Genomic DNA, 14,732 nt, shown 5'->3' with positions numbered 1-14,732 from the left:
AGGGAATAGGGAATAGTTTTAGCTATCTGTTATCCCCAGATTTTCTAATTTATCAGACCCAAAATGCACAGTTTTTAAGGTATACCCTTCAAAAATCTTGCACTTTCTTTCCTCCTGATCAGCCTCAAACCTTTGATTTACCAGTATTTTGGGTTTATTCAGCAAGCCCTACTTAAAGAAAAAATCGTTCCTATCCAACTCTTGAAACTGTTCCCTGTTCCCTGTCTCCACGACAAGACTTTTTCAGCAAACCCTAGTTAGGACATCTTAGGACATCTATTGTTAGCGCAGCAGGGTTTTACTCCAGCCTCTTGCCTTCGTTAACTTGCTACTATATGCTTTTCTAGATTTATTTTGTTTGCAGAAATTTGTCCATTTTCGTAGTTTCTTTTTTCTCCTCTGTTTTCTCTGAGGCAGATAATAAAGATGTGTCAATCAAAGGTAAGATAATTTTCACAGTTGTACCCTGGTGCAAACCCAAACTCTCAAGGGTAATTTTTCCCCCCATCAGTTCGATTAAGTTGCGGGAAATTGCTAATCCTAGTCCAGTACCTTCAAACTTGCGTGTAGTTGTTCCATCCACCATGACAAAGGGACGAAATAATTTATTTTGTTGGTCTGGATCAATACCTATACCTGTATCTTGAACCGCAACAATAACATGAGATTTACCACCTTGCTGCTGAATCTTGGTACTGATAATAATGCTACCTTTATCGGTGAATTTTGTCGCATTACCAATAATATTAATTAGCACTTGTTTGAGTTTAACCTCATCTGCCTTAACAGGAATGATTTCATTACCTATATCACATTTTAATTGCAGTTCCTTTTGTTGGATATTCACTGATTGTAAATTAATAACTTCTAATAATAATTGACGCAATTCTAAAGGAGCAATTACTACCGATAGTTTGCCAGCTTCAATTTTAGAAATATCGAGTAAATCATTAATAATACCTAATAAATGAATAGCTGTATCATCGGCTCGCTTGAGAAATTCTAATTCTTCTTCTCGATCATCACATAAACCATCTCTCACTAAACGCACACAGTTAATAATAATATTCAATGGATTCCGCAATTCATGGGAAGTTGTGGCTAAAAACTGACTTTTAACAACATTAGCTGATTTGGCTTCTTTCCAAGCTATTTCTAATTCTTCCGCCCATGCTTTGAGTCGTTCTACCATTTGATCTAATGCTTGAGCAAGTTGATTAAATTCCTTGATTTTAAAGTTACGGGGTATGGGTTGTACGGCATGGTGACTATGAATATTTAAAGCGTAGTCTCTGAGTTCTTCCACAGGACCTGCTAAATAAGGTACTAAATAGAAAGATGCTAACAAACTCGCACCTATTAAACCAACTGTTAAGACAATAAGAATAAGTTTGATTTCATCTAAACCTAGCAGTGCATCTTGAACACTAACGACAGCTAAAATAATCCATTTTTGTTGTTGCTGTTGTGTAATGGGATTAGGAATTGCTGTATACCCTGCAACTGATTCATTACCGGCGCTAAAATTAAAATTTAGGGAATCATTATTTCCCTTAATGGCATTTTTAATTACACTTTGTATTTGTTGAGAATCTGAGTATTTTTTAATATTAGTTCCTATTGTTTCCGGTAATGGATGTGCCAAAATATTCCCATCTTCAGCAATGACTACCAAAGAACCGATTAAAGAACCTTGCTTATTTTCAATTTGTCGGTGCAATGTAGTTTTGATAATTAAGGCGTAAGCTAAATTTCCACGTTGGTTATAAACTGGGGCTGATAAAAGCAATTGTAATTGATTTTCTGGCTCACGTTTGCCAGTTGTTCCTGGTTTTGGTGGGGAAATTAATGTAATTTGGATTTCATCATTTGTAAATGACAATGGCTGTTCAATAATGGTCTGATCACCACAGCTACTAGCAATAATTGGATTTTTGTGAGTGTTTTTTTGCAGATGTTTGAGTTGAATACAATCAATTTTATTCGGTAATTGCTGGGCTAATTTGGTGATGAATTTTTCAGCTTGAGTAGCTGAACCTGACTGAATTACTTTTGTCTGACTAGCACTGAGTAAATTTGTCTTTAATGTGGCGATCGCGTCAGTTATTTTTTCACCTTTATTAATAGCACTGTCCGTTAAGTTTTGTCGTGCAGTGTTCAAGAGGCTAGAACGTGCCTTATTGAGTGCTGCCATTTCCCCAATTAATAAAACTGGGACAAATACCAGCAATATCCTGGTTACTAAAATTCGTCTAAAAGAGGATTGACGGTACTTAGCCATCGCTTGTCTCACTCCGTATCTGCAAACCACAAGAATAAAAATATGTCATTAGATGGGATAAATGAGACATTTTTGAACGAAGATAGGAGGCATGGAACAGAAGGCAGAAGTCAGGAGGCTGTTTTTGTCATGGGAATTTATACCTCGCTGCAACAATTTTTCGCCTGAAAAGGCATGAGCGTAGCGGGACAAAGTTCGGTTTTAAACCCAATTTTTTCAATAAGGTGATAAAAATTTGATTATCAATTGCCTCAAGGACGGTTAAGTTTTTCCACCACGCTCCAAAACTCAACCTCAGATGCCGTTTTATTTGGTGCGGGTACTCTTTGTGCCTACGGTACAACACTTACTGTCTCCCATCCAACAGTGCTGCAACAGAGAAAAACAGAAAATAAATCTCTCTAGCCGATTCATATAGTGCTTTCAAGTTCTGGAAACCTGAATCCGGATATTAAATTCTTTCCACAACCAGTTCAACCCTGGTTACTGACAACTACAGCAGGGGCGAATTTTTAGCAAGGATCATAAGGATGATTAAGTAAGTTATACAAAATACATTTTATAGTTAGGAGAGGGAACAGGGAACAGGGAAATGGTGACTGGGGATTGGGGAAGAAAATTTTAGATTTTAGATTTTAGATTGGAGTTAACAAAAACAATCCAAAATCCAAAATCCAAAATAAATAACTCCTGCCTCCTGCTGTAATCAAAATAGATATTCACAACCACACGATGGTAAAACCACTCAAATCTAACTATTCTGTAGTTTGGACTCATAAAATTGCCGAAGTTCCTCAAACAGCCTGGGATGCTTTGGCTATGCCACTAAAAACTCCGTTTTTAGAATGGGATTGGTTGAATAATATGGAAACCTCCCATAGTGCTACAGCTAACGCTGGTTGGTTGCCAAATCACCTGACTTTATGGCGAGATAGAACATTAATTGCTGCTGCTCCACTTTATCTTAAAGGGCATAGTCAAGGGGAATTTGTTTTTGATCATCAATGGGCTGATTTAGCTTATCGTATTGGTGTAGAGTATTACCCCAAAATGTTGGGAATGTCGCCATTTACCCCGGCTGAAGGCTATCGCTTTTTAATTTCTCCTGGTGAAAATGAAGCAGAAATTACGGCAATGATGGTACACGAAATTGATGCTTTTTGCATCCAAAATAATATTTCTGGCTGTCATTTTCTGTATGTTGATCCCCAATGGCGGACTGTGTTGGAAAAACAAGGTTTCACGGCTTGGTTACACCATAGCTATATTTGGGAAAATGCTGATTTTCAAGGTTTTGATGATTATTTAAAAGTATTCAATGCTAACCAAAGGCGGAATATTAAAAGAGAACGCAAGGCGGTAGAAAAGGCTGGTTTACGACTGCAAGCTGTCACTGGTGAAGAAATTCCTAAGTCGCTGTTTCCGTTAATGTATGAATTTTATGCGGATACCTGTGATAAGTTTGGTTGGTGGGGTAGTAAGTATCTGACCAAGGGATTTTTTGAAAGTTTATATCATAATTATCGTCATCGGGTGGTATTTTTCGCTGCTTATAATGATGAAAACCAGCGTCAACCTGTGGGGATGTCATTTTGTTTATTTAAGGATGATAAACTATATGGTCGCTATTGGGGCAGTTTTCAAGAAATAGATTGCTTACATTTTGATGCTTGTTATTATGCACCGATTGAGTGGGCGATCGCTCACGGTATCCAAACTTTTGATCCCGGTGCAGGGGGAAGACATAAGAAACGGCGCGGTTTTCCAGCTAAACCTAATCACAGTCTACACCGATTTTACAATAATCGTTTAGGACAAATCTTACGTCCTTATATTCTAGAAGTGAATCAAATGGAAGAGGAGGAAATGAAGGCGATCAATGCAGAGTTACCTTTTAGTCAAAATAATCGTTAAAAAATCTGGTTAAAGAATTACACTGGAATTGTAATGTAAAAAACTCTGGAAATAATTTCTTTTTTTAGCATGACTATGGATTTAATACTTGATGATTTAACCGCAATTGATGATAAACTTTCCCAACGTCATATTGATCTTGATCCCAGTGGCTATTTCATTATTTACATTGACCGCAATGAACGGTTAATTTATGCCAAACATTTTACAAATATAATTGATGAACGTGGTTTGGCTGTAGATCCAGAAACTGGTAAGGTGATTCCGGCACGGGGTAAGGTAGAAAGAACTCACACAACCGTATTTAGCGGCCGCACTGCCAAAGAATTGTGTGTGAAAATTTTTGAAGAAACTCAACCCTGTCCTGTAACTTTCTTTGACCATGCTGCTTATTTGGGAAGGGAATTTGTTCGCGCTGAAGTTGCTTTAGTGACAGGTCAGGAATACGTGCAAGATTAAGGACAGTTATTAGTTATCAGTGATCAGTTATTCTGATCACTGATCAAAAAATTAAGCCCTCAGATGAACTAAACATCAAATTCTGCGTCAAGGAAAATATCAGTATTTGTAGAGGTAAAGTTATGTCATCACAACCGCTGCGGTATTTATTTTTCAGTGGTTTGAGTTTATCCTTATTGATCGGTAACTCCGTGGCTTTTGCTCAAACTGATAGTATTGTTGTTCCCACTGTACCATCAGGCTCAACAACAACAGTACCATCAGGTTCATCCACCAATATACCCACTTCCACCCCCGTTAATACTAGCACCAGATTTAGCTGTCAATCTTACAATGGTAGATATACGGTAATGTATCAACCCCAAAGCCAACCCGGTCAATTTTTTGCTTGGGCTGCACCTCAAGCATTAGGAGGTGGTTGGAATCCGCAAAATCGTTGTCAGGCGATCGCCCAACGCTTAGAATTATACCGTCCAGATGGACTGCAAGAACTGCAAATAGCCAGAGAAAATAACGAAAATATTATTTGTGTCACCACCGAAGCTAACCCCGGTTGTCGCATTGTTCTGACAGTACCACGAAATAAAGACCCCTACGCTATCCGCAGTAGCATCTTCAGCAACTTAACTACCGCAGACAACGGACAGCAAACTATAGCCGTTAACACCTACACTAATCGTCATCCAGGAGGAGTCAACGAACTGTACAATTTAGGACGTAGACTTTTAGGAGATAAAAATACTGTTAATTCTTCAAACAATGGCATTAATTTAAAACCTTTTTTAGCTCCTGAAGATGGTGGTACAGCTACACAATTACGAAATGGAGTATCAATTGGTAGTCCATCTCAACCACAAAAACAGACCATCTTAAATCCTCGTTTATTCCGTTGATCAATATCATTATAGCATTTACCAAGCTAGTGAGGTACAGAGTTTTTTATCTTAGGGAATTGGGAATTGGGAATTGGGAACAGTAAATAAATTAGGGTGTACCTCATGAGACTGGGAAACGCTATATACATCTGTTGGTAATTCAATGTGCATGATTTGCAACCCGTTCTGGGGACAATTCATAAATTGTCCCTAAATTCATTTTCTCCAGAGGTTTATTGAGTGACACTTAAATATGCAAAAATCATAAAATTTTGCAAATTTAGACACAGAGAAACTTAAATTACTATACTTTAAAAGTATGCACTTTTTGAGCCTAAAAATGGCGATTATGACCTTAAATGTTACTGCTATTTTTTTGATATTGTGTATACAATAACGTTTAAAAAAATGGATTTTCGCTTCCTACCTTCCTTTGTAAAAGAAACGTGAATATAATTTAGTTATATAAACAAAATATCTCAATTTATTATATATAGTCGTAGGCAGGATGATCACATCAATTTATGATACAAGTCTTAGTAAAATAGAGTTTTAGTCCTCAATTCTGCTATGGTAATCCTACCCCATTTTTGAGAAAATATGTAGTAAAAATCCTTGTTTTATAAGGATTTGAGGCTTTATTAACTCTCAAGGATCATATAGGATTGATTGCTATATATAACAATCATATTTGATTTGGCAGAAGAAATCAGTATACCTTGATTCTTTATTTTATTTTCCCTATTTGCCGTTAATAGTTCCTTAAAACCTGTAATTTTATAACTTCTCACTATGGTAAATGCTGTATAAATTGATAATTTGCAATTAATATAACCGTTTAAAAGTATTTTTAATTAACATCAATAAATCCTTGTTTACATTATTGGCATCTATTATTTGGACTAGCTTAAAATTCAAAAAAACTATATAAAAAATGGATAAGAAAAATATGAAATTCTTGTAAAAGGTTCATTTTAGTTATTGTCCATAAAAAGTTTTTAGATTAAATGAAGGAACTACAAACAGGAAAGCAATATTTGTCAAAAGCTCACAGTCAAAGGATTTAACCACAATGACAATGGGCTGGACAAATACTGCAATTTGAATTTGTTTCAATTTCACTTTACCATTTTATTAAGGTATAGACAATGCCAGATAAAATCTCTGGGGACACTCTCATAGGTGGCAAGGGTGATGACACTCTCATAGGTGGCAAGGGTAATGACACTCTCGATGGTGGCGATGGTAATGACTCCCTCGATGGTGGCGATGGTAATGACACTCTCGATGGTGGCGTGGGTAATGACACTCTCATAGGTGGTACAGGTGCTGATAGTCTGATCGGTGGAAATGGTAACGATACCTATGGTGTTGATAACTCAGGGGATCAAGTCATTGAAAATGCTAATGAAGGCACAGATACAGTCGTATCATCTATCAGTTATACCCTGGGAAATAATTTAGAAAACCTTGCTTTGATAGGTGAGAACAATATCAACGCTACAGGTAACGAACTGAATAATGGAGTTTTGGGTAATGATGTTAATAATGTCTTAGATGGTGGACTTGGTAACGATAGTCTGTACGGACAGGGAGGTAATGACACTCTCATAGGTGGCGAGGGTAATGACTACCTCGATGGTGGTACAGGTGTTGATAGTCTCATCGGTGGAAATGGTAACGATACCTATGTTGTTGATGGCTTAGGGGACGTAGTCATTGAAAATGCTAATGAAGGCATAGATGCAGTCATATCATCTATCAGTTATACCCTGGGAGATAATTTAGAAACCCTCATTTTAACAGGTCAGAACAATCTCAACGGAACAGGTAATGACCTAAATAATACACTCTTTGGGAATGATGTTAATAATGTCTTAGATGGTGGACTTGGTGATGATACTATCTATGGACAAGCAGGTAATGACACTCTCATAGGTGGTGAGGGTAATGACACTCTCATAGGTGGTACAGGTGCTGATAGTCTCATCGGTGGAGTTGGTAAAGATATCTATGTTGTTGATGAATTAGGGGACGTAGTCATTGAAAATGCTAATGAAGGCATAGATACAGTCGTATCATTTATCAGTTATCATCTGGGAGATCATTTAGAACATCTGTCTTTGATAGGTAAGAACAATATCAACGGTGCAGGTAACGACCTGAATAATGACATGTTGGGTAATGATGGTAATAATTTCCTAGATGGTGGCAGAGGTAACGATAATCTGTCTGGACAGGGAGGTAATGACACTCTCATAGGTGGTGAGGGTAATGACACTCTCACAGGTGGCGTTGGTATGGACGCTTTCCGTTTCACTGGTTTAAATGGAGGAATTGATACAATTACCGATTTTGAATCTGGAACAGATCAAATTCAAATAGATAGCAATGGTTTTACTGGTTTAGCAATTGGTCAATTAAGCGCCGAAGCTTTTACTTTTGGCGCAGGTGTGACTTCAGCTACTAGCAGCACCCATAGATTTATTTTCAACACTACCAATGGTGATTTATTCTTTGATGCCGATGGTGATGGTGCTGGAGCTAGTGTAAAGATCGCAACTCTGAGTAATTCTGCTAGTTTGAGTCACTCTGATATCTTTGTGATTTAGTAAAATCCCTAGTTATATCATGTCCGGTTCAATACTTAATATCTGTTGAGGTTGGTAATTGGTTAGGACTTACGCAAGATATGACTAAAAACCTTATTCTTGCGTAGGGGTAATTCATGAATTACCCCTACTTTCGTTTCCTTTTGCGTAAGTCCTGTTGGTTATTGGTAGTTGGAAACAACAATTAAAACAATTATTCACCAATCAGTTATATTCTAAGTAATTACCAGGACTTGATGCTATTCAGGGTATATTTTGATGATAGGTTAGGATCTTTCTCAAGATCACGGTTAAAAGTTCTGTTTTTGGATTATAGGTTTAATTAGGGTTGGCTGAGTAGATTTGTCTCGGCCAGCCCTAATTGCTACAACTGTTCCTGAAACTGGGATTGACAATTTATTTTTTCCATAATCAGGTAAATTTTATAAGTTTTTTGACTTAAATGCCAGTTTGAGGTTGCAATTTCCCAAAATTGTGATAGCTTGGTACGATATCCTTCAATACTAATATCTCTATCAGTGAGCTATACAAAAGTGTATTAGTTTACTGTATTAGTCTACTGTAGGAGTATTTATTGGCTATATGTGCTATGAACCTATAGAAAAAGGACTGAAGTAGAAAAACCAGTGATAAAAAGAACATTGTTTTAAACCAGAGATCAACGGAACATAATCTAGTTTTAATGTAGTTGTAAGAACAATTGAGATAAGTAGTAAATTTACTGGCAAGTGATATGAATCCAGTGCTGCAATTTGGCGATCGCATAATAACAGCCCCAGAAGTTCTACAACTACTGGGGAAACACCAATTAGTACCACCATTACTGAAAGAGGTAGTAATTGATCAAGCGATCGCAGAAATTGAATGTACACCACAGGAAGAAAAACAAGCCTGTGAACAGTTAGCGCAACAATATCAAGGAAAACAAGAACAGGGAATCAGTACCGAACAGTTGAATAGTATAGCTATTCGCCAACTGAAACTGGAAAAGTTCAAAGAAGCAAGTTGGGGACAAGATTTAGACTCCTACTTTTACCAGCGCAAAACCCAGTTGGATCGAGTTATATATTCCCTGATCACTACTTCTGATATTGGAATAGCCCAAGAAATCTACTTCCGCATCCAAGAAGGAGAACAATCTTTTGCTCAAGCAGCAAGAGAATATGCCCAAGGTCCAGAAGCCCAAACAGATGGTTTAGTCGGTCCTGTGGAATTACAATCTCTTCATCCGATGTTGGCGAGAGTCTTATCTGTCAGCCAACCACAGCAACTTTCACTACCTACTCAAATAGGAGAATGGATAGTAATTGTCAGGCTAGAAAAACTACTACCAGCTCAGTTGGATCGGCAAATTCGTCAAAGATTGCTGAATGAGCGGTTTCAGACTTGGCTGCAAGGGCAAGTAGCTCCACAAAACTGGCAAATTAAACTATCAGAAGATATGCAATGACAACAGGTAATAGGTGAAAGATTAAAACGTCCTTGATTATATCATTTGCATGATAAAGATACCTAATCATATAAGTCAGGGATGAGTAAAAAGCCAACTTACACATTTGGGAAGGCTTCCAGCACAAAAAATATCCAAGGTGTAAAAATTCTAGAAAGAGTTTGTGCAGCTTTTTCTAATCCATGAATCCCGGATAAATAACAAACAGCAGATTATTAAATCGAATAAATATGACTTATAATAGCGAATCCTTTGATCAATTTCTCCAGAGTATTGCAGGATTTGATCAACTATCAGCCCAGGAAAGACGCAATTTACTATCACAACAACAAGCTCTACGCTATCGCATAGGACAAAAAATCATTGGTAAAGAAAAACTACCAGATAGAATAGCGATTCTGTACGAGGGAAAAGTGAGACTGTTGGGATATCACCCCCAAACCCAATTACCAATTACCCTGAAAATCCTAGAACCAGGAGCAATAATTGGGGAAATTAGTTTGATGCGGCAGATTGCTTGTGAAACAGCGATCGCATCCACAGAAGTGATTTGTTTAACCTTGAGTACAGCAGATTATTTAAGTCTACTACGCCAAAATCCAGCCTTTGCTAATGATCGTCAAAACTGTAGTGACATCTCAGAAGTATTTGATATTCTCAGCCCACTGTTAGCACAACAAGCTAATGCCAATTTAAATATCAAAGACATCAGTCAAGAAATTTTATCAGAGGCAAAAATTCATTACCTACCACCAGGAAAATCCTCTTTTACACAACTAGAAAGTGATAAAATTTGGTTTGTTAGTGGTGGTACAGTAGCTAATTTTCCCCCTAATTCTCCGTTAGAATCTAGTCATACTAGAGGAATGATCGAAGTAACAGGGAGCAGTCCAGCACGGTTATTAGGTATCAATCCCCCAGATTTATCATTCCTCAATCCAGAACTAGTAGAGGCAGAACTAACATATAATCAACAACAAAACACAGATGAAATAGAAATTCCCTACGCCACAGTAGAAGAAGTTATTCCTTCCCAACGCCAAACACCATCAGAGAAAAAACACCACCAACAATACCCATTTTTTCGTGGACAGGGGGAAATAAATTCTACCTTGGCTTGTTTGCAAATGCTGGCCAAGCATTTACAAGTTCCCTTGCGTAAAGAAGTAGTACGTCGGACTTTAAACGACAACATTAAACGTCATGGTAATATATCCCTTCAACTTTGTGCTTATGTGGGAGAAGAATTAATTGGACTGAGATCCCAATTAGTAGATATTCCCGCCACTGCAATTACACGCATTTCTACACCAGCACTAATTCAATATCAAGATAGCTATGCTGTGATCTATGCAGTAGATGAAAATACAGTAGTTTTAGCTGTGCCATCAAAAGGAATAATTAATTGCAAACCAAGCAAACTACTGGAAGAAATAGCAACTGATGAAACCACATTACAACCACAACTGCGGGTATTACTTATCGGTGCTACCCAAGAAACACCGCAACAACGCTTTGGGTTAAGTTGGTTTTTACCTTATCTATCACGTCACCGTCGGGTATTAATAGAAGTCTTTATCGCTTCCTTTTTCGTCCAATTAGCTGCTTTAGCTAATCCTTTGGTTATTCAATTAATCATTGATAAAGTCATTGTTCAAAATAGTATTAATACCCTGAATATTTTAGGGGTGTTATTATTAGCAGTGGGTGTATTTGAAGCAATACTAACTACATTGCGGACATACTTATTTGTGGATACAACCAACCGCATTGACATGAGCTTAGGGTCACAAATTATTGACCATTTACTCAGATTACCTTTACGTTATTTTGAACGTAGACCTGTGGGTGAACTAGCAACTCGCATCAATGAATTAGAAAATATCCGTCAGTTTCTCACAGGGACAGCTTTAACAGTGGTATTAGATGCAGTATTCTCGGTGGTTTATATCATCGTGATGCTGTTTTATAGTTGGCAATTAACTTTAGTGGGTTTGGGAACAATTCCCCTATTTGTGGTGATTACATTAATTGCCGCCCCCACGGTGAGCCGACAATTACGTACCAAAGCAGAACGTAATGCAGCAACTCAATCTTATTTAGTGGAGGTAATGTCAGGTATTCAAACAGTAAAGGCGCAAAATATTGAATTGCGATCGCGTTTTTCCTGGCAAGAACGTTATGCTCGGTTTGTATCCGCAGGTTTTAAAACAGTCATCACTTCCACTTTAGCTAATTCTACCAGTCAGTTTCTCAACAAACTCAGTAGCTTATTAGTTTTGTGGGTAGGAGCTTATTTAGTATTAAAAGGAGAATTAACATTAGGGGAATTAATCGCCTTTAGAATTATCTCCAGTTATGTGACTAGTCCTATTTTGCGGTTAGCACAACTTTGGCAAAACTTCCAAGAAACTGGTTTATCTTTAGAGCGATTAAGTGATATTGTGGACACACCCCAAGAAGCAGAAACAGACAAAGATAATATTCCCTTACCTGGGATCATGGGTGCTGTTAAATATGAAAATGTTTGCTTCCGCTTTGCTCCCAGTGGACCACTGCAACTAAACAATGTGAGTCTTGATTTTCCCTCTGGTACATTTGTCGGTATTGTCGGACAAAGTGGTTCAGGTAAAAGCACAATGATGAAATTACTGCTGAGACTTTATAACGTCGAGTCTGGCAGAATTTTGATTGATGGTTACGACATCAGCAAAGTAGAACTTTATTCAGTACGCAGACAAATTGGGGTTGTACCGCAAGATCCGCTTTTGTTTGATGGTACTGTAAAAGAAAATATTGCATTGACTAATCCTGATGCAACTACAGAAGAAATTATCGAAGCGGCCAGGATAGCAGTTGCCCATGAATTTATCATGAATTTGCCCAATGGTTATAACACCAGAGTAGGGGAAAAAGGTTCTAATCTTTCTGGAGGACAAAGACAGAGGATAGCGATCGCTCGTTCCATTTTACAAAAACCTAAATTATTAGTTTTGGACGAAGCTACCAGCGCCTTAGATTATCCCACAGAAAGACAAATATGCCTCAACTTAGCTAGAGCTTTTCAAGGTAAAACAGTCTTCTTTATTACTCACCGTCTCAATACTGTTAGTAATGCAGATACAATCGTTGTTATGGATGGCGGTAGGGTGATAGAACAAGGTAATCATCAAGAATTAATGACTGCTAAAGGTCATTATTTCTACCTATATCAACAACAAGAAGTTAATTTGTAATTAGTTATTAGTGATCAGCTATCAGTTATCAGTTATCAGTGGGAATAGGGAATAGGGAATAGGGAATAGGGAATAGGGGAAGGAAATTTTAGATTTTAGGTTTTAGATTGGAGTTAAGAAAAACAATCCAAAATCCAAAATCCAAAATCCAAAATCCAAAATCCAAAATTAATAACTCCTGACGCTAAAATTCAAAATCCAAAATCCAAAATCCAAAATCTAAAATCCAAAATCCAAAATCTAAAATCCAAAATCCAAAATCTAAAATTGTTATGACTCAACATAATGGTAATCATATCAACGGTAACGGTAATGGCAACGGAAAAAAACAAAGTAGTGTACAGTTGCTGACACCTGCCAAGAAAGCTAGAACAGAGACTTTGACTCGTGTAGCTTATCAAGATAGTTTTGATCAATCTATAGTTTTACGTCAATCACCAGTTTGGTCACGTACCATCATGATCACTCTGATGGTTGTAGCTTGTTTTGGAGTGGGTTGGGCTTATTATGCCAAAATTGAACAAGTAGTTCCCGCGACCGGTCAGTTAAAACCAGAGGGAACAGTAAAAGAAGTGCAAGCTCCTATTAGTGGTGTTGTCAAATCTGTTTATGTGAAAGATGGACAAGAAGTAAAGAAAGGAGACTTGCTCTTAACATTTGAATCCGTTGCCACCTTAGCTGAGTTAAATTCCTTAAACAAGATTCGTGCTGCTTTAATTAAAGAAAACGATATTTATCGTCGCTTGATGAGTGCAAGTAACGGTATCACCTCAGAATTGAATTTTTTAAGCAGTAACTTGCCACCAGAAACAGCTTTTCTCCTGAAAAGTCGAGCCTCATTAGTCGCTGACAATGATTTATTGCGTTCTCAATTAAGAAATTCTACACCAGGAATAAGTGGTGGAATTGATGAACAACAACGCCTCCTAGCTGCCAGAAAAGAATTAGAATCTCGGTCTAATGCAGCACAATTAGAAGTTGAAAAAATCAGAAAGCAACTATCGCAAACCAAAGTCAAGATCAAAGATACTCAAAATGGTTTAGCAATTCAACAACAAATTTTAGATAAAGTTAAAACCCTAGCAGAAGAAGGGGGGATTTCTCAATTACAATATCTGAATCAGCAACAACAAGTACAAACTCTGAAAGCAGAAATAGAACAATTGAGAGAAGAAGAAAAACGTCTAGAGTTTGATATTCAAAAATCACAGCAAGAAGTAACGAATACTGTAGCGGTGACAGATAAAAATGTTTTAGATCAGATAGCCAATAATAAAAAGCGAATTGCGGAAATTGACAGCCAATTCATGAGAATTATTTTGGAAAATGAGCAAAGATTGGCAGATGTTAATAGTAGAATTTCCCAGACACAATTAAATGTCAAATATCAAGAACTTCGCGCTCCTGTAGCGGGGATAGTATTTGATCTGCAAGCAAAAAATCCTGGTTTTGTCGCTAATCCTACCGAGAAATTATTACAGATTGTACCTAATGATAAATATGTAGCGGAGGTATTTATCACCAATCAAGATATTGGTTTTGTGCGGGAAGGAATGAAGGTAGATGTGAGAGTTGATTCTTTTCCTTTTAGTGAGTTTGGAGATATTAAAGGTAAAGTGATTAATATCGGATCGGATGCTTTACCTCCTGATCAGACTCATCAATATTATAGATTTCCAGCGAAAGTTAGTTTAGATAGTCAGACGATAAATGCTCACGGTAGAAACATTCCTGTACAGTCGGGGATGTCTATTACTGCTAATATTAAGGTGCGTGAGGAACGGAGTGTGTTGAGTTTATTTACGGAGATGTTTACTAAGCAGGTTGAGAGTTTGAAAGAAGTTAGATAGATGGTGATGGGTGATGGGTGATGGGTGATGGGTGACTCCCTTGCTACCCATGCCA

Annotated in this window: 9 protein-coding genes and 1 pseudogene; 8 read left to right on the top strand and 2 right to left on the bottom strand. The window is 37.4% G+C overall.

The window, feature by feature from the left end; all coding sequences use genetic code 11:
* Positions 1-349 precede the first annotated feature (349 nt).
* Complete coding sequence (locus tag PN497_RS25440) at positions 350-2,281, bottom strand: sensor histidine kinase (protein ID WP_096569863.1); 1,932 nt, start codon at positions 2,279-2,281, stop codon at positions 350-352.
* Between the two features lie 282 nt (positions 2,282-2,563).
* On the opposite strand from PN497_RS25440, the pseudogene PN497_RS25435 reads away from it, so the two are divergent.
* The 4 genes and pseudogenes from PN497_RS25435 to PN497_RS25420 all read left to right on the top strand — a co-directional run.
* Positions 2,564-2,794: pseudogene (locus tag PN497_RS25435) on the top strand (dihydrofolate reductase family protein); the annotation flags it as partial.
* A gap of 219 nt (positions 2,795-3,013) precedes the next feature.
* A complete protein-coding gene (locus tag PN497_RS25430) occupies positions 3,014-4,195 on the top strand; it encodes a GNAT family N-acetyltransferase (RefSeq protein ID WP_096569861.1) in 1,182 nt (393 codons plus the stop codon).
* 75 nt (positions 4,196-4,270) lie between these two features.
* Entirely contained in the window at positions 4,271-4,654 is a 384-nt protein-coding gene (locus PN497_RS25425) for a DUF4346 domain-containing protein (RefSeq protein ID WP_096569859.1), read from the top strand.
* A gap of 122 nt (positions 4,655-4,776) precedes the next feature.
* Positions 4,777-5,547: a COP23 domain-containing protein gene (locus PN497_RS25420; protein ID WP_096569857.1), complete on the top strand. Its 771-nt coding sequence runs from the start codon at positions 4,777-4,779 to the stop codon at positions 5,545-5,547.
* A gap of 51 nt (positions 5,548-5,598) precedes the next feature.
* Here PN497_RS25420 and PN497_RS25415 read toward each other — a convergent pair whose 3' ends face one another.
* A complete protein-coding gene (locus tag PN497_RS25415; protein WP_272111047.1) occupies positions 5,599-5,730 on the bottom strand; it encodes a hypothetical protein in 132 nt (43 codons plus the stop codon).
* A gap of 947 nt (positions 5,731-6,677) precedes the next feature.
* Here PN497_RS25415 and PN497_RS25410 point away from each other — a divergent pair.
* From PN497_RS25410 to PN497_RS25395, 4 genes are all read left to right on the top strand, one after another.
* Positions 6,678-8,141 carry a calcium-binding protein gene (locus PN497_RS25410; RefSeq protein ID WP_096569855.1) on the top strand — a complete coding sequence of 488 codons (1,464 nt, stop codon included), beginning with the start codon at positions 6,678-6,680 and terminating at the stop codon, positions 8,139-8,141.
* Between the two features lie 733 nt (positions 8,142-8,874).
* Positions 8,875-9,591 carry a peptidylprolyl isomerase gene (locus PN497_RS25405; protein WP_096569853.1) on the top strand — a complete coding sequence of 239 codons (717 nt, stop codon included), beginning with the start codon at positions 8,875-8,877 and terminating at the stop codon, positions 9,589-9,591.
* A gap of 230 nt (positions 9,592-9,821) precedes the next feature.
* Positions 9,822-12,827, top strand: a complete 3,006-nt coding sequence (locus tag PN497_RS25400) for a peptidase domain-containing ABC transporter (protein ID WP_096569851.1) — start codon at positions 9,822-9,824, stop codon at positions 12,825-12,827.
* Between the two features lie 272 nt (positions 12,828-13,099).
* Complete coding sequence (locus tag PN497_RS25395; protein WP_096569849.1) at positions 13,100-14,677, top strand: HlyD family efflux transporter periplasmic adaptor subunit; 1,578 nt, start codon at positions 13,100-13,102, stop codon at positions 14,675-14,677.
* Positions 14,678-14,732: the final 55 nt, after the last annotated feature.

Source organism: Sphaerospermopsis kisseleviana CS-549 (genome assembly GCF_028329225.1).
Taxonomy (GTDB): Bacteria; Cyanobacteriota; Cyanobacteriia; order Cyanobacteriales; family Nostocaceae; genus Sphaerospermopsis; species Sphaerospermopsis kisseleviana.
The sequence above is the reverse complement of the archived record's forward strand: the minus strand, read 5'-3'. Positions and strand labels throughout refer to the sequence as shown.